This is a genomic window from Mesorhizobium sp. WSM4815 (assembly GCF_055811575.1).
On the sequence record NZ_JBVVQS010000098.1, the window covers coordinates 19473 to 40276 of the forward strand.

A 20804-nucleotide genomic window follows, 5' to 3' on the forward strand; every position below is an offset into this window, starting at 1 on the left:
CGTAAGATCAAGCCCAGATCACGAAAAAGCCTGAATCCTTCCGTCGATCAACTCCCGGCGGGAGGGAGGTGGTTCGTCTGCAGGTCTTGGTGCGAAAATATTTCGGCCCTTGTTTCGATGCAACCAATTCCATTTCAACCGGTTCTAGGACATTGCCGTGGCGGTGACGCCGCTAACGCGTCCCCCATGCGGAATTTTCAATGAATATACAGACAGACCCCACCCAAATGGAAAAGACGAGCGCGAGCTTTCCGGCCATCACGGAAGAGCCGATACGCTCCAATTTCCTGCCGGAAGAGCGCCTGCGCACACTGGGTGCAAGCCTCGCCAAGGGTGACGTCAAGGATCTGTTCGGGCTGGAGCCGTTCGATTTCCAGCCACGCGTCCGCGACAGCGCCAGCAAGATCCTCGAAGTCTACCGTTCGACCAATGCCGCGCAGGCGAGAGGCGAGACGATCACGCCGGCGGCGCAATGGCTGCTCGACAACAATTATCTGGTCGAGGAAACCATCTTCCAGGTCAAGCGCGACCTGCCACGCCGCTTCTATCGTCAGTTGCCGACCCTGAAACTGTCCGACGGCGCCAGCGTGCCGCGGGCCCTTGCGCTGGCCTGGACCTATGTCGCCCATTCGGACAGTTCGGTCTCGGCGACCATGTTCAAGGCGATCGTCGAAGGCTTTCAGGCCGTCGAGCCGCTGAAGATCGGCGAGCTCTGGGCGCTGCCATCGCTGCTGCGCTTCGTTCTGATCGAAAATCTTCGCCGGATCGCGGTTCGGGTCAGTCGTACCCGGCAGATGCGCCAGATTGCCAACGAGGTCGCAGACCGCGTGCTGGCACTCGATGAAACCGCCGACCGTCAGGCGATCCTGTCGAACTACGTCGCCCATGCACAAGACACCACCTTTGCCACTCAATTGCTCTACCGTCTGCGCGACGGGTCGCAAAATGCCGGCAGGGCGCTGGAATGGCTGGAGGGCGAGCTTGAAAGGTCCGGCTCCGACGCCGAGGAAATCATCATCAGCGAGCATCGCACGTTGTCCAGCGGCAACGTAACCACCGGCAACATCATCCGCGGCCTCAGGCTCATCAACGATATCGACTGGACGGTTTGGTTCGAAGATGTCAGCCGCATCGACACCTTGCTGCGCGAGCGCACCGATTTCGCCGCACTCGATTTCTTCTCGCGCGACCAGTACCGGACCGCGATCGAGGAAATGGCGCGCCGCTCCGATCGTTCCGAATTCCGTGTTGCTGAAAAGGCGATCGAACTCGCCGGCCATGCCGCCATCGCCGATACCACCGTCACCGGTCCGAACGCTCACACCGACGTCGGGTTCTTTCTGGTCGGCCCGCGCCGGCTGGAACTGGAAAAGGCGATCGGCTATCGGCCGACGGTCAGCGTCACGATCAAACGGGCGTTCTGCAAGACCGGATGGCTGGGCATTGTCGTGCCGGTGTTCGCGCTGACGGTCCTGCTTCTTGTCCTCTCCGGCAACGCCCTTGCCAGTCTCGGCCTGTCCATACCGTCGATCGTCCTGATGCTGGCGCTGTTTGCCGTGCCGGCCAGCGAAGGCGCGCTTGCCTTCTTCAACACCGTTGTAACGTTGTTCCTGAAGCCGACGCGCCTCGTCGGCTACGACTATAAACGCGGCATGCCGCCCGAGGCGCGCACGCTGGTGGTGGTGCCGTCGCTGATCGGCTCGCGCGACGACGTCGAGGAGAACATCCGCAACATCGAAGTGCACCACCTGGCCAACACGGCGGACGAAATCCATTTCGCTCTGCTTTCGGACTGGCCGGACAGCAAAACCGAAATCGATGCGGCGGATATCGAGATCCTCCAATATGCTCGCGACGAGATCGCGCGGCTGAACGCCCGCTATCCCAGCGAAGGCGCGCCGCGTTTCTACGTCCTGCACCGCCGGCGGCTCTACAATGAATCCCAGGGCGCCTGGATGGGCTGGGAGCGCAAGCGCGGCAAGCTCCACGAACTGAATCTTCTGCTGCGTGGCGACAGCGACACCACCTTTCTGCCGCTGGACGTGCCGTTGCCGGAAAACGTCATCCATGTGATGACGCTGGATGCCGATACGCGCACCACCCGCGATGCCGTCGCCAGTTTGGCTGGAAAGCTTTGCCATCCGCTCAACCGTCCGCATTACGATGCGGCAAAGCGCGTCGTCACCGCCGGCTATACCATCCTGCAGCCGCGCATCACCGCGTCGCTGACCAGCGGCGACGACGCATCCTTCTTCCAGCGGGTCTTTTCTGCCAATCGCGGCCTCGATCCCTACGTATTTGCCGTCTCGGACATCTACCAGGACGTCTTCGGCGACGGCTCCTTCACCGGCAAGGGGCTCTATCACGTCGACTCCTTCGAGGCGGCGCTGAAGGGCCGCATCGAAGAAAACACCGTCCTCAGCCACGATCTGCTCGAAGGCGCGTTGGCGCGCGCGGCACTGGTCACCGACGTCGAACTGGTCGAGGACTATCCGACCCGCTATTCGGTCGACGCGTCGCGCCACCATCGCTGGGCGCGCGGCGACTGGCAGCTTCTGGGCTTCATTCTCAATCCGCGTTCCGGCGTGCCGGCGCTGTCGCGCTGGAAGATGGTCGACAATCTGCGCCGGTCGCTGACGCCGATCTTCTGGGTGATGGCCGCGATCGCCGGCTGGACGCTGCTGCCCTTCACCCAGGCCGCGCAATGGCAGGCGCTGCTGATCCTCACACTTTTCATGGCGCCCACGTTCGACATCGTCCACGCCATCCTGCCGAAAAGCGGCGACCAGACGCCGCGCGGTCATTTCTCGGCGCTGGCGCGCGACGTCGTCTTCGGCACCGCCCTGGTGGCTCTGAAGATCGTGCTGATGGCGCATCTCGCCTGGATGATGGGCGATGCCATCATTCGCACGCTCTACCGCCTGTTCGTCAGCCGGAAGAACATGCTCGAATGGCGCACTGCCTCGCAGGCTCACAAGATTGGCGACAACGATCTCGGCTCCTATTACGGCATGATGTACGGCGCGGTGATCGTCGGCGTCGTCGGCCTCGCCATCCCTGTTGTGGCCGATTCCACCGGAGCTTTCGTCGCCTTCTTCTTCGCGCTGTTCTGGATCGGCTCGCCGGCCTTCGCCTTCTTTATCAGCCGCTCGGCCGAAACCGAAGACCGTTTGCGCATATCGGCGGCGGACATCCATGTGCTGCGCACGATTGCGCGGCGCACATGGCATTATTTCGAGACCTTCGTGACGGCCGAGCATCACAATCTGCCACCCGACAATTTCCAGGAAAGCCCGGCGCCTGTCGTGGCCCCCCGCACCTCGCCGACCAATATCGGCGTCTATCTCCTGTCAGTTGTTTCGGCGCGCGATTTCGGCTGGATCAGCCTGTCCGACGCCACCACCCGCATCGACGCGACGATGTCGACTATCGAGAGCATGCCGCGTGAGCGCGGCCATCTCTTCAACTGGTATGACACGACGACGCTGAAGCCGCTCTATCCGCTGTACATTTCCGCCGTCGATAGCGGCAATCTCGCCGGCCATCTGGTCGCGGTGGCGGCAGCCTGTGCCGAATGGGCGGAAGCGCCTGCAGTCCACCTTCAGGGCGACTTCGAGGGTATCCTCGATACGGTGACGATCCTCGACGAAAGCCTGGCCGAGTTGCCTGACGACCGCCGTCAGTTGCGGCCGTTGCGCCAGCGACTTGCCGATCGCCTCGATGGCATGCGACGCGCGGTCGAATCGATCAAGGCACAGCCCGAGATGGCGTCGATCCGCACCATCAACCTGGCCGTTCTGGCCGGCGAGATCCGCAAGCTCGCCATCGCCATCCATACTGAGGCCGCATCGACGCAGAGCGACACCATCGCCGACTGGGCGGCGAGACTGGAAGCCACCTGCGAAGCGCATGTCCATGACGCGCATAGCGACGACACTGCCGTCGAGGCGCTGCGGGCCAAGCTTCTGTCGTTGCGCGAGCGCACGCGCCGCTTTGCCTTCGAGATGGATTTCTCCTTCCTCATGCGCAAGGAACGCAAGCTTCTGTCGATCGGCTACCGGGTCGAGGAGCATCAGCTCGACGAGAGCTGCTACGACCTCTTGGCTTCCGAGGCGCGGCTGACCAGCCTGTTCGCCATAGCCAAGGGCGATCTGCCGACAGAGCACTGGTTCCACCTCGGCCGGCCGATCGTCGAGATCGGGTTCAAGGGCGCGCTGATGTCCTGGTCCGGCTCGATGTTCGAGTATTTGATGCCGCCGCTGGTGATGAAGGAGCCGCAAGGCAGCATCCTCAACCAGACCAGCAAGCTCATCATCAAGCGCCAGATCCAGTACGGCCGCTCGAAGGACGTGCCCTGGGGGATTTCGGAAGCGGCCTACAACGCCCGCGATCGCGAACTGACCTACCAGTACACCAATTTCGGCGTGCCTGGGCTGGGCCTGAAGCGAGGTCTTGGCCAGAACACGGTGATTGCCCCCTATGCGACCGTGCTGGCGGCGCAGTTCACCCCGCGTGAATCGGTGCAGAACCTGGCTAGGCTGCGGCGGCTCGGCGCCCTTGGCCGGCACGGCTTCTACGATGCGGTCGATTTCACGCCGCAACGCGTGCCGGAGGGCACCGACCATGTCGTCGTGCTGAACTACATGGCCCACCATTCCGGCATGTCGATCGCCGCCGTCGCCGACGCCATCTTCGAAGGACGCCTGCGCGACCGCTTCCACAGCGATCCGGTGATCGAGTCGGCCGAGTTGCTGCTGCAGGAAAGAGCGCCGCGCGACATCCCGACCGCCACCGTCAGGACCGAGGCCGACGAACGGTCGAAGGACGAAACGGAAGCCGAGAGCCCCGATACGCGCATCGTGCTCAACCCGCTCAAGGCGCTGCGTTCGACCAGCGTCATGTCCAATGGCCGCTACTCGGTCATGGTTACCGCGACCGGCTCCGGCTATAGTCGCTGGGGCGAGCTTGCCGTCACGCGCTGGCAGCCGGACCCGACCGAGGATCGGCTTGGCTCCTACATCTTCCTGCGCGACTCCGGCACCGGCGACTGGTGGTCGGCCACCGCCGAGCCGAAGCGTGCCACCCACGAAGAGGTGCGGACGCTGTTCTCCGACGACAAGGCGAGCTTCGTCAAGTCAGTGGGATCACTGCGTTCGGAGGTCGAATGCATCGTCATTTCGGAAGGAAATGGCGAAGGCCGGCGGGTGACGCTCTACAATGACGGCCCGGTCGACCGGCATATCGAAGTGACCTCGTTCGCTGAACTGGTGCTGGGCTCCGAAGCATCCGACAACGCGCATCCGGCGTTCTCGAAAATGTTCGTGGAAACCGAAATCGCTGCGAATAACGCAGCGATCTTCGCCACCAGACGAAAGCGGGAAACGGACGAGCCTGATGTCGCCATGGTGCATTTCGTCACCGACCCGTCTGGGTCGACGCGCGACGCCGAGGCCGAAACCGACCGGCGCGCCTTCATAGGCCGCGGCCGCACCATTACCGAGGCCGCCGCCTTCGATCCCGGCGCCAAGCTTGGCGGCCATTCCGGCTTCACGCTGGATCCGGTCGCGGCACTTCGCCGACAGGTGCGCGTGCCGGCCAACAAGAAGATAGCGCTGACCTTCTGGACTGCCGTCGGCGCCAACCGTGCCGAACTCGAAGAAGCCATTGCGCGGCTTGATCATCCGGAAGCCTTCGCGCGCCAGGCGATGCTCGCCTGGACCCGCTCACAGGTGCAGACCCGGCATCTCGGTCTCAGCCTTGCCGATGCCGCCAATGTGCAGAATCTGGCGCGCTACCTGATCTATCCGGATCCGTTCCTGCGGCTTCCGGCCGAATCGATCGCTTCCGGGCTCGGTAGGCAATCGGGCCTATGGCCGACCAGCATATCCGGCGACTTTCCGATTTTCCTGGTCAGGATCGGCGATGTCGCCGATCTCGAAATCGTTGCCCAGGCGCTCCGCTTCCAGGAATACATGCGCGCCCGAGGCATGATGATCGACTTTGTCGTCATCAACGAGCAGGCTTCGTCCTACGTGCAGGACCTGCAACGGGCGGTCGAGACGCTGTGCGAAAACAGCCGCCTGCGCGGCAAGGAGCTAGGACCCCGCCAGCACATCTTTGCGGTGCGCCGCGACCTCATGGACGAGGCGACCTACAGGACGCTGCTGGCCACTGCTCGCGTCGTTCTGCACACGCGCAACGGCACCATCTTCGATCAGATCGAGCGCGCCGAGGCCGCTGCGCTGCAAGCGCGGGACGCCTTGCAGCCGGCGGGTGCAGCAGCGCTTCGTGAACCGTCTCCGCCGGCGCCACAGACGTGGGCCCAAGCCTCGTTCGACGGCAGTGCCGACGGCAGCGGGCTCAACCAGTGGAACGGTTTTGGCGGTTTCGAGGGCGACGGACGCCACTATGTCGTGCGCCTTGCTGGCCGCCGCACGACGCCGCAGCCCTGGATCAATGTCGTCTCCAACGCCTCGTTCGGTTTCCACGTTTCGGCTGAAGGCGCCGCCTTCAGCTGGAGCCGAAACAGCCGCGACTATCAACTGACGCCGTGGGCGAACGACCCGGTCACCAACCGGCCAGGCGAGGGCATCTATATCTACGATCATGCCAGCGGCCGGGCATTCTCGCCGCTGGCCGCCGTCTTCCGCGATCCCGCCATGACCTACGAAACATGGCACGGGCAGGGGTTTTCGACCTTCCGTTCGAAGCGCGGGCCGCTGTCGATGGACCTTACCCATGTGGTGGATTCCGTCGATCCGGTGAAAATCTCCCGGTTGCGCATCCAGAATTCCGGTTCGGCGCCGGCGCGCCTGCGCGTCTATGCCTATGCGGAATGGGTTCTTGGCAGCCATCGTTCGCGCACGGCGGCGACCATCGTTCCGTCCAGGGATGCCGCGACGGGCGCGTTGCTGGCGCAAAATCCCTACGGGCTCGATTTCAGCGAGCGGGTCGCCTTCCTGGCCGCCGACGGCGCTCCACACTCGGTGACGGCCGACCGCGGCGAGTTCATTGGCCGCCACGGCACCAGCGAACTCCCGCAAGCCGTGCTCAGCGGCGCAAGCCTGTCGGGCCGCGTCGAGGCGGGCGACGATCCTTGTGCGGCAATTGCACGCGACGTCGACATTCCTGCCGGCGGCGACGTGACGCTGCTCTGGCTGCTCGGCGATGCAACCTCTGCCGAGGAAGCCAGCGCGCTGGTACAGCATCACTGCAGCAAGGATTTCGATCAGCGGCTGACTGACAATGAACGCACCTGGCGAGGGTTTCTCGACACCATCCAGGTCGAGACGCCGGACAGGGCGCTCAACGCGATGGTCAACCACTGGCTGCCCTATCAGAGCCTTGCCTGCCGCATCCGCGCCCGCTCGGCGTTTTACCAGGCGAGCGGCGCCTTTGGCTTCCGCGACCAGTTGCAGGACACGCTGGCCCTGCTTCTCCATGATCCGAAACTGGCGCGCGACCAGATCCTCAACGCGGCGCGGCGGCAATTCCCCGAAGGCGACGTGCAGCATTGGTGGCTGCCGCGAACCGAGGCAGGCGTCCGCACCATGATTTCCGACGACGTGGTCTGGCTCGCCCACGCCACGGCACACTACTTGCTGGTGACCGGCGATACCGCGATCCTCAGGGAACAATTGCCCTTCATCGAAGGGCCGTCGCTGGAAGAAGGCGAGCACGACGCCTTTTTCACGCCGGAGATATCGAAGAAGACCGCTTCACTCTATGATCATTGTGCGCGCGCACTTGACCTTGCCATCAAGCGCAGCAGCTCCGCCGGACTGCCGCTGATCCTCGGCGGTGACTGGAATGACGGCATGAACCGTGTCGGCGAGCAAGGTAAGGGCGAGAGCGTCTGGCTGGGTTGGTTCCTGCTGAAGACGCTGGGCGACTTTGCAGCTGTCGCCAAGGCGGAAGGCGACGCCAAGCGCGCGCAAGCCTGGACAAAACACGCGGGCGTGCTGAAGCGGGCGCTGGAAAGCACGGCCTGGGACGGTGAATGGTACCGTCGCGGCAGCTTCGACGACGGCACGCCGCTGGGGTCGCGCAGCTCGCAGGAATGCAAGATCGACTCGATTGCCCAGTCGTGGAGCGTGCTGTCGGGCGAGGGCGATCCGGCGCGATCGACGACGGCGATGCAGCAGGCGATGAAAATGCTCGTCGACGACGAGCTCAACATCGTCAAGCTTTTCACGCCGCCCTTCTCCAGGACGGAACAGAACCCAGGCTACATCAAGAGCTACCCGCCGGGTGTCCGTGAAAACGGCGGCCAGTACACCCACGCGGCGACATGGTTCGTCATTGCGCTCGCCGAAATGGGGCGCGTCGACGACGCCTACCGCTGCTTCTCGATGCTCAACCCGGTCAACCATGCACCCGACGAAGCCGCTGCCGAGCACTACCGCGTCGAGCCTTATGTCGTCGCGGCAGACGTCTACGCAGGGCAAGGCAAGGGCGGCCGCGGCGGCTGGACCTGGTATACCGGCTCGGCCGGCTGGCTTTATCGCGCAGCGGTCGAAGGCATCCTCGGCATCGAGCGCAGGGGCGAGCGCATCCAGTTCAGGCCGAAACTGCCCAGCCATTGGGATGGCTATGCGGCAACGCTCAAGGTGCTGGGGGCCGAGCTCAGGGTTCAGGTTGTCCGCGACAAGAAGGCCAAAGCCGTCTCGCTCGAGGTAAATGGTAAAAAGACGAAGGCTTCGTCTTTCGAACCGAAAGCCGGCGACAAGGCCGATCTGGTCGTCAGGATACCGGCGTAGCTTCAAGGATTTGGAGCGTCTTTGTACATCTTGAGGATGTGCGTTATTTAAAGTTGCTCGAGCAATTCTATTGCGCATGAGATATCCCAAAAGCCGATGCAGGCTTTTGGGATTCGTACATGCCAAGTTGCTGATTAAAATTTCGGCAGTGCTTCCGGCCTGCCACGATTTTGCCGCAAGGCTGACATTTTACCTTTCTTCTCAAACCGTTAGGTGATCACGACAGATTTCGCAGCGTCGCCATCTTTTGTTCGCGAATTGGGAACTGAAGGGGTACGAGGGCATTGTTTCGCGACACGTCAACGAGTACGAGTCAGAAAATGATGCAGTGCACAATAACAATTTGCCGGAGTAGCTGAAGTGTCCCTTCTGCAAATCTACTGGAGAGCGCTCGGTTATCTCGCTGCCGACAGAAAACGCGTCGCGTTTATCTGTGGGGCGAATGTCGCGCTTGCGATTATCGCCATCCTTGAGCCGATCATGTTCGGACGGGTGATCGATGCCATTTCGGATAGCGGCTCGGTCTTTTCGACGCTCGGCCTATGGGCCGGTATCGGCGTCTTCAACGTCATCGCCTTCGTTCTGGTGGCGCGCGGCGCGGACCGTTTTGCCCATGCGCGGCGCAGCGAGGTTCTTTGCCAATCATTCGAGCGCGTGATCACCATGCCGCTTGCCTGGCATCATCAGCGCGGCACCTCCAATTCCCTGCATACGCTGCTGCGCGCGGTCGAGACCTTGTTCAGCCTCTGGCTCGAGTTCATGAGGCAGCATTTGTCCACGGTTGTCGCGCTGGTTCTGCTGGTGCCGACGGCGCTCAGCATGGACATTCGCATGTCGATGGTCCTGCTGGCGCTGGGCGCGCTCTACGTCGGAATTGGCCGGCTGGTGATGCGTCGCACCAGGGAAGGCCAGGCGTCCGTGGAGCGGCATTTTCACCAGGTGTTCGCGCATGTGAGCGACTCGGTCAGCAATGTCGCCGTGCTGCAGAGCTACAATCGCATCGGCCACGAGACCGACGCCTTGAAGCGCTATGTCAAGAATCTGCTTGATGCCCAGTATCCGGTGCTCGACTGGTGGGCGTTGGCCAACGCCCTGCACCGTCTGTCGTCGACCATTTCGATGATGGTCGTGCTGTTGATCGGCTCCTATCTGGTCATGCATGGCCAATTGCGTATCGGTGACGTCATCGCGTTTACCGGCTTTGCCACGCTGCTGATCGCCCGGCTCGACCAGATGTCGGCCTTCGCCAACCAGATTTCGGAAGCCAGGGCCAAGCTCGAGGAATTTTATCGCCTTGAGGACTCCGCGGCCGAGGCCGCCGAGCCGGACGGGTTGCGTGACCTGGTCAACGTCACTGGTCACGTGCGTTTCGAAAACGTCAACTTCGAATTCGCCAATTCGGGGCAGGGCGTGAACGACGTGTCGTTCGAGGTCCATGCCGGCCAGACCGTGGCCATCGTCGGCCCGACCGGCGCAGGCAAGACCACGCTGATCAATCTCCTGCAGCGGGTCTTTTCGCCGTCCAGCGGCCGTATCCTGATCGATGGCATCGATACCCGCACGGTGACCCGCAAGTCGCTGCGCCACTCGATCGCCACCGTGTTCCAGGATGCGGGCCTGCTCAACCGCTCGATCGAGGACAATATCCGTGTCGGGCGCGCCGAGGCGACCTATGATGAGGTCCACGCCGCCGCCAATGCCGCTGCCGCGCAGGATTTCATCCTGTCGAAGAGCAACGGCTACGATACGGTCGTCGGCGAACGCGGTGGACAACTTTCGGGCGGCGAGCGCCAGCGCATCGCAATCGCGCGCGCCGTGCTGAAGGATTCACCCATCCTGGTGCTCGACGAAGCGACCAGCGCGCTTGACGTCGAGACGGAAGACCGCGTCAAGGAAGCGATCGACGAATTGCGGCGCGGCCGCACCACCTTCATCATCGCGCACCGCCTGACCACTGTTCGCGATGCCGATCTGGTCGTCTTCATGGACAAGGGCAAGGTGGTCGAAATGGGTGGCTTTGCCGAATTGTCGATGCGCAATGGCCGCTTCGCCAGCCTGCTGCGCGCCGGCGGCCTGCTCAACGACGAGGAAGTCCGCCGCCTCAGCCGAACCATCACGGACGCGGCCGCCTGAACTAGCGCCTCCTTCTCCCCCTGTGGGAGAAGGTGGCCGCGAAGCGGCCGGATGAGGGGTGTTCCAGCTTGGCGCAAACCCTCCATCCAGAATCGAGAGTCAGGCGCACGGCAGATCAGGTTCGTTAGCGCCTCACTCCGTCCAACACCCCTCATCCGTCTCGGCGCTGCGCGCGCCGATCCACCTTCTCCCACAAGGGGAGAAGGCAAGACCGCGCCTGCTGTAGTTGCCCCCAGCCTGTCGCCGGTTTATGTAAAGCCGCATGAGTGACCTGACTTCACGCCTCAGCGGCTGGATGGATTTCGCCAACCCGACGCGGTTTGTCGGGTTGGCCGACAAGGTGGTGCCGTGGCTGGCAACCATCGCCACACTCCTCCTGGCCGCCGGGCTCTACATGAGCTTCACGGCGCCGGAGGATTTCCAGCAAGGCATCACCGTACGTATCATGTACATCCATGTGCCGTTCGCCTGGCTGGCCATGATGTGTTTCACGCTGATGGCGGTTTCCGCATTGGGCACGCTGGTGTGGCGCCATCCGCTGGCTGACGTCGCGCTGAAATCGGCGGCACCCATCGGCGCCGTCTTTACAGCGCTCGCGCTGATCACCGGTTCGATCTGGGGCAAGCCGATGTGGGGCACCTGGTGGGTGTGGGATGCGCGGCTGACCTCGGTGTTCGTGCTGTTCCTGATGTATCTCGGTATCATTGCGCTGACGCGGGCCCTCGACGATGCAGCGCGCGCTGCCTGGGCCGCTGCAGTCATCACCCTGGTCGGCTTCATCAACATCCCGATCATCAAATTCTCGGTCGACTGGTGGAACACGCTGCATCAGCCGGCTTCGGTGATCCGGCTCGGCGGGCCGACCATCGATCCCAGCCTGTTGCGGCCGTTGCTGGTGATGGCTCTGGGCTTTACCGTGCTGTTCTTCGCGCTGCATCTGATGGCGATGCGCACGGAAATCCTGCGTCGCCGGGTCATTGCCATGCGCCGCGTCGCGGCACGGCAGGCCGAACGGCAATCAGCCTGACTCCGTTCAGCTTTGCCCCCTCGCAGGCTCAGGGGGTCAAAGCTCGAAAGCCAAGCAATTGGCTTTCCGTCCGCTCCGCGGACCGCTTCTCACCCCATGCGGCCGCGCGCCGCCACCGGCAGCGTCTCCAGCACCCGTTCTCCGGCGATCAAGTGAACTTCGTCGAATAGATTGGTGACGACGCAGCAATGGTCGGGCACGATGCGCACGCGCTCGCCGATACGCAGCCTGGCGTCGCCGGAAAGCGTGACGTTGCCGTGCTCCTCGCTGAGGCTGGTGACGGTGGCGCCCGGAATACCCAGCAATTCGCCGAAATCGGGCAGCCCCAGCGTGTCGCTGGACAAGGCCTTGCTGCCGGCATCAAGGATGGCCCGTGTCGGCGTCGGATGGCTGACCACCGTCGACAGCACCGTCAGCGCGCAATCGTCGAGGCTTCCGACGCCCTTGGCGACCTGGTAGCGGTCGAGGTAGATGTAGGTGCCGGGGCGGTACTCGGTGACGACGGAAGCCTCGCCTGCGCGCCACATATCCGGCGTGCCGCCGCTGGAGATGCGTTGGCAGGCGAGGCCGGATGCGGCGAGCGCCTGGCGCGCATCGGCGAGCCACGCCTCGGCCTCGGCGGCGCGGCCTGCCGCCGGATAGGTCATCAGCCCGCCGAAGGCGAGCCCCCTGGCCTTGTCGATCTCCCTGGCCAGCGCGACAGCCTCGCTGGCCGACTGGACGCCGCAGCGGCCCATACCGGTATCGCACTCCACCAGCACCTGTAGCGGCCGGCCTGGATCGGTGAAGGTGGCGCCGAGACCCGCAAGCGTCTCCATGCTGTCTGATGTCACCGACAGTGTCACCCGGCCGTGCAGCGCCTTGAGACGCTCCAGCTTGGCGCGGCCAACAATGTTGTAAGGCAGAAAAATGTCGGTGAGGCCGGCATCGGCCATCACCTCGGCTTCACCGATCTTCTGGCAGGTGATGCCGACTGCACCGCATGCGATCTGCTTCTTGGCCCAGTAGGGCAGTTTGTGGGTCTTGATGTGCGGCCTGAGCTTCAGCCCGTGGCGGTCGGCGTGGGCCTGCGCACGCGCGATGTTGGCTTCGGCGCGGTCGACATCGATCAGGATCGCCGGCGTGTCGAGGTCGTCTATGCTCAGCATGGATTTTCACCCTGGGATTTGCCTGGACTTATGGCCTTGATCGGCCCGGATGTCATGAGGCCAGCACGCGGTTTACGTCGACACCGGATCGGTGTTCGGCTATTCGGTTTGGAGGTCACCCAGGCCAATGGGAAGGAACCACAACCATGAAACGCTCCGCTATCAATGACATCATCCGCGACGCCGATGCCTTCATCCGTTCGTTCGGCTACATCATGCCGCCCTTCGCCTATTGGACCCCGGAACAGATGAAGGCGCGCCGGCAGGATTCGTCGGCCATCTTCTCCTCGCGGCTCGGCTGGGACATCACCGATTACGGCCAGGGCAAGTTCGACGAGCTCGGCCTCTTCCTGTTCACCGTTCGCAACGGTCGCTACGAGGACATGAAGAAGGGCATGGGCATGCTCTATGCCGAGAAGATCATGATCTCGCGCAAGAATCAGCTGTCGCCGATGCATCGCCATAACATCAAGGCCGAGGACATCATCAACCGCGGCGGCGGCAAGCTGGTGCTGGAGCTGTTCATGCACGATCGCGATGGCGGCATCGATCCGAAGGCGGAAGTATCGGTGCCGGTCGACGGGACCATCCACCGGCTGCCGGCGGGCGGACTCTTGAAGCTCGATCCGGGCGAGAGCGTGACGCTGCTGCCGGGCGTCTGGCACGCGTTCTGGGCCGAGGGCAAGGACGTGCTGATCGGCGAGGTTTCGACCGTCAACGACGATCTCACCGACAATGTCTTCCGCGAGCCGATCGGCCGCTTCGCGGACATCGACGAGGACGTCGCGCCGCTGCACCTCCTGGTGTCGGACTATGAGAAGTGGGTGGGGTAAGACGGCCTTTCGTTCCTAACGCTGATGCTTGTCTTCCTTTCGCTTGCCCAGCAGCAGCTTTCGCTCGAGATGGGCCCGCAGGTCGCCGTAATACGCGGTCAGGAACGGGCGGGCATCATGCGCCTGCGGCGTTGAACCGATCTTGCGTCCGATCGTCTCAGCCACCGCCCGCAGCGCGAAATAGTCGTCGCGGCGCAGCACTTCTTCCAGCTTGTGCAGTTCGGCGATGCCATAGGCATCGAGCTGCGCGTGGCTGAACTGAAAAGTCCTGGCGACCGGATCTTTTCGTGCCGACAAATCCTCCATCAGCGTGCGCTTAGGCGCCTCGACGACCCATGTTCCCGCCAGGAGGTCGCCGATCCGCAACCGGTCACGATTGAAAAGCGGGAACAAGGCGAACAGCAGCGCCCATACCAGCCCAAAAACTGTCGTCAGCGTATCGGCGACGCCCATCCCACTGCGTCCGGCGATAATCGACAGCGGCAGAAAGACCTCGATCTCGCGCATCAGATTGCGGGCGATGACCTGATCGACCGACAGGCCGGCTCCGTTGCGTGACGCCACCCTGATGCCGATGATCCGCTTGCCGGGGGTCGACGCGCGCCGGCCCGCCTCGAAGGCGATGAAATAGACGTTTCGCAGAAAAAAGATCGCGATGATCCAGACGATGAAAAGCGGCTGCAATTTATCAGTGCCGAAACCGGTTACTCCAAAGATCGCAACAATCGTGACGGCGATTGCAGCCGTGGCGATAAACACGACATCGAGCAGGAAAGCGGCAGCCCGTGTGCCGGCGTCGGCCAGCTTTATCTGAAGGTCGACACCTTCAGGCGTGATCAGCGAGCGCATTGTCGCCAGCGCAGCGCGTCTAGCGGTCGCCATTGCGCACCACCTGGAACAGGTAGAAGTAGCCGATCCACAGTGCGAGCATGCCGCTGCCAATGGCATAGCGGATGACATCGCTGGTGATCGTCTGCCTGCCGATGCCCTCGAGCAGTCCGGCAAACAGCAGCATGACCGAAACGCCGACCATCGCGGTCGCTGCGATGCGTCCGGCATGGGCGGCTGCCGTCATGCGGGTCAACTCGCCGGGAAAGGCGATGCGCGTGCCGATCCGCATGCCGGCAGCGCCGGCCAGTGCTATGGCGAACAATTCGGTGGTGCCGTGAATGGCCAGCCAGCCGCCAAGTTCCATGCCGAGCCCCTTTGCCCAATAGACCTGGAACAGCGCACCCAGCATGCAGCCGTTGAACAGCATCAGCAGCACCGTCGGCACCGCGAAAGCAAATCCAAGCGCGAAGGCGAGGATTGCGACCTGGACGTTGTGGGTGAAAAGATAAGCGGCAAAGCCTGAGAGAAAGCCATTGTCGCCATCATAAAGCATGCTGCGCAGCATCTCGGCCGAAGCGTCGGGACCACGGCCGGCAGCCAGGCCCGACGGGATGATCGCGTCGAACCAGCCCTTGTCGGACGCTACCAGCCAGGCGCCGGCGCCGATGCCGATAAACATCAGCGCCACCGACACCAGCGTCTCGCGCCACAAATCGCGGATGGCACCGGGCCAGTCATGCAGGAAGAAATCGCCAACACGCTGCGGTAGTCCGCGGCGTGCCCCATAGAGATAAAAATATCCCCGCAGCGACAGGGATTCGAGATAGGCGATCAGTGCGCTGTCGAGGGATGTCGCTCGCGCCACCGAAAGCGAAGACAATGCCGACCGGTAGAGCAGCGGCAGCGACAGCAGCTCTTCTTCCGACAGCGTCCGCGGCGCGCGTTTCTCGACGCGGGCGAGTAGCGCCTCGAACGCCTGCCAGTCGGCCTCGCGCTCCCGACGGAAGCTGGCCAGCGACTGGCGTACGGCATCGCCGCGTCGAGCATCGCCGGGCACTGGCGCAGTCACAACAAATCCTCGCGCTTGAACTGCAGGTAGCGCTCGACCAGCGCCGGCCCCAGCCTTTGATGGTCGGCTTCGATCACATGCGCGCCGAGCAGCCGCAACCGGCCGATGACGACCTGCCTTTCGCGCAAAAGCCCGCCGGCGACGACGGCGCGGGCGACATCCTCGCCTGATGAAGGTGGCATGTCGGCCAAGCTCTCCAATTCGACATCCCTGATCATCATGAACAGCACCAGATGCCGTTCGGTGAGCCGGCCGACGGTGCGCAGCATCAATTCCGCGCTGATCGGATCGACGAAGTCGGTGAAGATGATCACCAGAGAGCGCCGGTCGAGCCGTGCCGCAAGCGTGGTCAGCGCCAGGGTGAAATTGGTCTCCTCGTTGGAATAGTCGATCTCAACCGCCCGCTTCTGGATCATTGCAAAGCTGGCCGAGCCGCGCACCGCGCCGCTGGCGACGCGCGGCCGCGCATCGAAGCTGAACAGGCTGACCATGTCGCCGCCCTTGAGCGCAATGAACGCAGACAGCAAGGCTGCCGCCACCGCCCGGTCCACCTTCGGCAGGCCGTCGACCGGCTCGCACATCAGGCGTCCGCTGTCGATGGCCAGCACGATGTTGTTGTTCTCCTCGATACGGAACTCGCGCGCCAGAAGCCTGCCGTGGCGGGCGCTGCGCTTCCAGTCGATCATCCGCCGGCCCATGCCGGGCTGATAATCCTTGAGCGCCTCGAATTCCCGACCCTGGCCGGCCCGGCGCTGCGCATGCCCGTCGGGCAGGGCGTTGCGCTGCAGCAGCGTGATCGCCTGGTCGCGGGCGCTGCGGACGTCGGGCAATACTGCCACCTTGCTTTGCATCGGCAGGACGACCTGGTTCCAGACCAATCCGAACGGCCCGCGCCAGCGCAGCCACAGACGATCGAAGCTGGCGATGCCGCGCCGCAGCGCCTGGAACCGCAGGTCGAGCGATCCGCCATCCCCGGTGGCAGCCAGGGGACCGCCGGTACCGCCGATCGGCGCCAGGCGCTCATCATGACCGACGCGCGCCTCCAGGGTTGGCATCCGGCCTGAAAAACGGGCGGCGACGTGGACGGTGAACTGGCCGCCGACGCCGACCTGCGGCGGCGCGTGGAGGCTGGCGGCCAGCGATTTCCGCCCGCGTCCGGCCGCGGTGTCCACCGCCAGGAAGGCGAGCACCAGGCAGATCCACAGCAATCCGAGATACCACAATGACGGCAGCGCCAGTGCGACCAGGAAGGCCGGCACCGCGCCCGCCGCTGCCGCCCACACCGCTCGGCCGCTGGGATAGATCAACGCGGCGCTTCCGTCTGGTCGACCAGGTCGGAGACGATCTGCTCAACCAGCCGGCCGTCGATCTGCGCGGCCGGCGACAGGATGACGCGATGGCGCAGCGCCGGCACCGCCAGCGCCTTGACGTCGTCTGGGATCACATAGGCGCGGCCGTCGAGCGCTGCCCGCGCCCGCGCCGCCCTGGCCAGCATGGCGCCCGCGCGTGGACTGGCGCCAACCTCCAAATCGGCGGTGTCGCGTGTGGCGCGCACCAGCGCCGCGATGTAGCCGACGACGTCGTCGACGAGGGTGACGGAGCCGACGGTTTCGAGTGCCTTCTCCAGCGTCTTGCGATCCGTCTGGGCCTTGATGCCGTATTGCGCGATGTCGTGCGAGGCGGAGCCGCCGCCGTGATGGATGATGATGGCCCGTTCCTCCTCGGGACCGGGATAGCTGACCCGATGCTTGAACAGGAAGCGGTCGAGCTGTGCTTCGGGCAGGGGATAGACACCCTGATGCTCGATCGGGTTCTGGGTCGCGACCACCATGAAGTTGCGGCCCAGCGAATGCGTGGTGCCGTCGAAAGTGACCGCATGCTCCTGCATCGCCTCCAGAAGTGCTGCCTGTGTCTTGGGCGGCGTGCGGTTGATCTCGTCGGCAAGCAAAAGATCGCAGAAGATCGGGCCGCGCGTCAGCGTGAACTGTCCAGTCTGGAAATTGTAGATGTTCGATCCGACGATATCGCCAGGCATCAGGTCCGGCGTGAACTGGATGCGCCCATAGGCGACACCCAGAGCCTGCGCGAAGCAGCGCGCGGTCATTGTCTTGGCCGTGCCCGGAGGGCCTTCCAGCAGGATATGCCCGCCGGCGAACAGGGCGGTCAGCATCAGGTCGACCGTGTCGTGCTGTCCGGTGATCGCCTTGGCCACTTCTTCCCTGATCCGTGTCGCCAGGGCCTTCACATTATCGACGTTCACCGAGCCTCCTTGCCGTCCAATCGTGCAGCCGCTCGGCTGCCTCGTGCATTTGCGTCAGGTTTTTCGCCTCGCCGGCGGCTTGCGCCCGCGCGGTGAATCCGCTGACTTCGTCCTTATCGCGAGAATCGAGCCAGCGGTCGAGCGCTTCGCCATGCAGCCCCTGCGGCGCTCCCAGCAGTGCGCCGGCGCGCACCCGCATCAAGGCCGCATAGCGGCCTCCAAGTTCTTCGAGCCGCCCGGCGCGTCGCAGCAGCATTGCCGTCGTATCCACCAGCGCACGCTTGCCGAAGGCAATGGCGCGCTGCTCGGCGCGCGGTGGGCCGAACCGGCCGAGGCCGTGCAGGAAAGCCAGCGCCGCCGCGGCCAGGATCGTCAGCGTCAGCGCCAGAAACGGCGGTTCGACCAGGAGCTTGGCAAGGTCGTATTTTCGCCCCGCGCCATGGAGCGTGAGATCGAACATGACCTTGCCCTTCTCGGGTTGCAGCAATGCAATCAGGTCGAGCGCAGCTGCCGCCTTGGCGGAATCCGCAAGCGCGGCGTTGTTGATCAGGTCGGGGTCGATCAGGATATAAAAAGGCTTGTCGTCGAGTTTGGTGAGGACGGCGCGGCTGGTGCCCGCCACTATCAATGGGTGGTCATCCGCTACCCATTGCAATTCATCAGGGGCATCAATGAGCCGGCCCTCGATGTCGAGTTGCTCGATCGTGCTTTTCCCAACACCGATCTTTTCCTCGGCGATCCGGCCGAGCCATTGGTTCACCACGGGATCGGGCAATCGCCCGAATTTCATCTTCCATCCTTCGTGCTCCTCCAGCGGAAGGCTCTGCCATTTGGGCAGGACGAAGAGGGTATCCCTGTCCCGCCGAAGCTCAAGAATATGGTCGAGCGCTTCCGGGTCGCTGTCGGGGGAAATGGTGACGATCAGCAAGAGATAGGTGCCGAGATCATCTTCAGTCCGAGCCATGTAAGTCGGCCTGCCGGTGAGCCGCAACCATTCGGCCAGGCCGGCATAGCCAACGCCGCTTTTCGACAGCGGCGTGGCGCCGCCATTGCCGGGTTGCCGGAAGTCGGGCGCATAGGTGGACAGCAGGAAGAAACCCGCTGCCGCAAGCAGGCTGGCGAAAATGCCCCAAAACAGCGTTCTTCGATTGAACGGCTGCTGCGCCGCTGGTTCGACCGTCGCAGCGCTCATATCCAGGCATCCCGGAAGACGAACCGCTCATAGGCGCCGCGTGCTTGCCGCCAGCCTTCGGCCCCGACCGGCCTGCGCGCGAACAATGCGGCTTCGACGATGCGTGCGATCTCGGTAAACGCCGCGCGGGCCTTGGCGGGAACCGAAGCAGCCGCGGCGATGTCGCGCGCCGTGAGCGACGGGCGCAAAAAATCCGGCAGCCGGCCGGCAATATCGGCGACGCTGCGCCGAAGCAGGAGATGAACCGCTTCGTCATAGTCGCCTCGCGCGGCCAGCGAGTCGGCTTCCGACAGCAGGATCTGCGCGTCGCCGGCGTCGGGACGCCATGCTTCCTCCGCCTCGGTTTCGCGCCGCGCGCGCTGCCATGGCAGGCGCCAGGCGATACCTTTCATCTCGAGAAAGACCAGGAGCAGGATGATCGCGGCACCTGATATCACCGCCCCCCAGAACAGATAGATCATGTAGGGACCGAGCGACGACAACAGGTCCAGCAGCGGCTTCAGCCAGTCAGGCGGCTGCGGCGGCACATAGGCCGGCAGGCCGAACTGGATCGACTTATCCGAGATCAACTGCTGATGCGCTTTTGCCAGCCATTCGGCTTCCGCTGTGCCTGGCTGTGCCACTGCCAACCGTCCCCTGCAACCTGTGGTCCCCAGTCGACACTGGCAATGCACAGCGGCAATTGCAAGTGGGCTAGACGTCGATCTCCAATGTTGGCACATTTGATGCGGGGATCACCAGCCGATATGCGGCGATTGAGCGAGGGGACGCATCATGGTTTCAACGACACTGGAACGACCGGACAAGTTTCGCATCGGCAGGGTTTTCAACGACAGCTTTGCTGTCATCAGCCGCAATATCGTGCTTTGCCTCGGGCTGGCAGTGCTGTTTTCAGGCTTGCCAACGTTGCTCTACCAGCTTTGGCTCTGGAAATGGGCAAGCGGCACCGAGACAGGCACTCCGGAGTTCTCGGCCCAACGCGTTATCGTTACAATCCTTGTCGTGCTGGCTTCCATGGTGTTGGCAGCGATCTTGCAGGCGACGCTGGTGCGCGCGGCCATCGAGGATCTGAACGGCAAGCGGCCATCAATGGGCGACAGCCTCAAGATGGCAATCTCCCTCCTGCTGCCGGTGATAGGCATCGCAGTACTGGTCTCTCTTGGCGCGGGATTGGGCTTCATGCTGCTCATCGTCCCCGGCATCATCTTATGGCTCCGCTGGTCGGTCGCCGTGCCGGTTCTGGTTCAGGAACGGCGGGGGGTGTTCGGCAGCATGAAGCGCAGCCGCGAGCTGACCAAAGGGAGCCGCTGGGCGCTGTTCGGATTCTGGATTGTCCTGATCATAGCGGTGATCGTCATCCAGCTTGTCTTGAGCCAAGTCGTCATGGTCTTTGGCGTGACAACGGCTCTCATTCTGGATGCTCTGGTGACATCCGTCGTATCCGTGGTGACCTCGGTTGCGCCGGCGGTCAGCTATGTCGAGTTGCGGCAGGTCAAGGAAGGCACCAGCGTCGACGAACTGGCGGAGATCTTCTCATAACGGCAAAGCCGCA

Annotated in this window: 12 protein-coding genes; 5 read left to right on the forward strand and 7 right to left on the reverse strand. The window is 63.5% G+C overall.

What is annotated here, in order from left to right:
* Positions 1-200: 200 nt before the first annotated feature.
* The 3 genes from AC0L2B_RS21250 to AC0L2B_RS21260 all read left to right on the forward strand — a co-directional run bounded on the left by AC0L2B_RS21250 (position 201) and on the right by AC0L2B_RS21260 (position 11919).
* On the forward strand, positions 201-8759 hold the full coding sequence (locus AC0L2B_RS21250) for a glycoside hydrolase family 94 protein (RefSeq protein WP_473746711.1): 8559 nt from the start codon (positions 201-203) through the stop codon (positions 8757-8759).
* 360 nt (positions 8760-9119) lie between these two features.
* Complete coding sequence (locus AC0L2B_RS21255; RefSeq protein WP_128170259.1) at positions 9120-10892, forward strand: glucan ABC transporter ATP-binding protein/ permease; 1773 nt, start codon at positions 9120-9122, stop codon at positions 10890-10892.
* A 262-nt stretch (positions 10893-11154) separates the two neighbouring features.
* Positions 11155-11919 carry a heme ABC transporter permease gene (locus tag AC0L2B_RS21260; RefSeq protein ID WP_027153912.1) on the forward strand — a complete coding sequence of 255 codons (765 nt, stop codon included), beginning with the start codon at positions 11155-11157 and terminating at the stop codon, positions 11917-11919.
* Positions 11920-12008: 89 nt separating this feature from the next.
* Here AC0L2B_RS21260 and AC0L2B_RS21265 read toward each other — a convergent pair whose 3' ends face one another.
* Positions 12009-13067 carry a D-TA family PLP-dependent enzyme gene (locus AC0L2B_RS21265; RefSeq protein WP_473746712.1) on the reverse strand — a complete coding sequence of 353 codons (1059 nt, stop codon included), beginning with the start codon at positions 13065-13067 and terminating at the stop codon, positions 12009-12011.
* Between the two features lie 146 nt (positions 13068-13213).
* On the opposite strand from AC0L2B_RS21265, the gene AC0L2B_RS21270 reads away from it, so the two are divergent.
* Positions 13214-13900, forward strand: coding sequence for a D-lyxose/D-mannose family sugar isomerase (locus tag AC0L2B_RS21270; protein ID WP_473746713.1), 687 nt, complete (start codon positions 13214-13216; stop codon positions 13898-13900).
* 15 nt (positions 13901-13915) lie between these two features.
* On the opposite strand, the gene AC0L2B_RS21275 is transcribed toward AC0L2B_RS21270, so the two are convergent.
* The 6 genes from AC0L2B_RS21275 to AC0L2B_RS21300 form a co-directional block, all read right to left on the reverse strand.
* Entirely contained in the window at positions 13916-14782 is an 867-nt protein-coding gene (locus AC0L2B_RS21275; RefSeq protein WP_473516365.1) for an RDD family protein, read from the reverse strand.
* Positions 14769-15800, reverse strand: coding sequence for a stage II sporulation protein M (locus AC0L2B_RS21280; protein ID WP_473746714.1), 1032 nt, complete (start codon positions 15798-15800; stop codon positions 14769-14771). Before AC0L2B_RS21280 ends, AC0L2B_RS21275 begins: the two co-directional genes overlap by 14 nt.
* A complete protein-coding gene (locus tag AC0L2B_RS21285) occupies positions 15797-17107 on the reverse strand; it encodes a DUF58 domain-containing protein (RefSeq protein ID WP_473746715.1) in 1311 nt (436 codons plus the stop codon). The genes AC0L2B_RS21280 and AC0L2B_RS21285 overlap by 4 nt, the downstream gene beginning before the upstream one ends.
* The gene (locus AC0L2B_RS21290) at positions 17104-18060 is read right to left on the reverse strand and encodes an AAA family ATPase (RefSeq protein ID WP_473746716.1); all 957 of its coding nucleotides are present in this window, start codon (positions 18058-18060) and stop codon (positions 17104-17106) included. Before AC0L2B_RS21290 ends, AC0L2B_RS21285 begins: the two co-directional genes overlap by 4 nt.
* Complete coding sequence (locus AC0L2B_RS21295) at positions 18047-18988, reverse strand: DUF4350 domain-containing protein (protein WP_473746717.1); 942 nt, start codon at positions 18986-18988, stop codon at positions 18047-18049. Before AC0L2B_RS21295 ends, AC0L2B_RS21290 begins: the two co-directional genes overlap by 14 nt.
* Before the next feature lie 260 nt (positions 18989-19248).
* The gene (locus AC0L2B_RS21300) at positions 19249-19875 is read right to left on the reverse strand and encodes a DUF4129 domain-containing protein (protein WP_473746718.1); all 627 of its coding nucleotides are present in this window, start codon (positions 19873-19875) and stop codon (positions 19249-19251) included.
* A 151-nt stretch (positions 19876-20026) separates the two neighbouring features.
* Between AC0L2B_RS21300 and AC0L2B_RS21305 the strand changes: the two genes are divergently transcribed.
* On the forward strand, positions 20027-20791 hold the full coding sequence (locus AC0L2B_RS21305) for a glycerophosphoryl diester phosphodiesterase membrane domain-containing protein (protein WP_473507317.1): 765 nt from the start codon (positions 20027-20029) through the stop codon (positions 20789-20791).
* Positions 20792-20804: the final 13 nt, after the last annotated feature.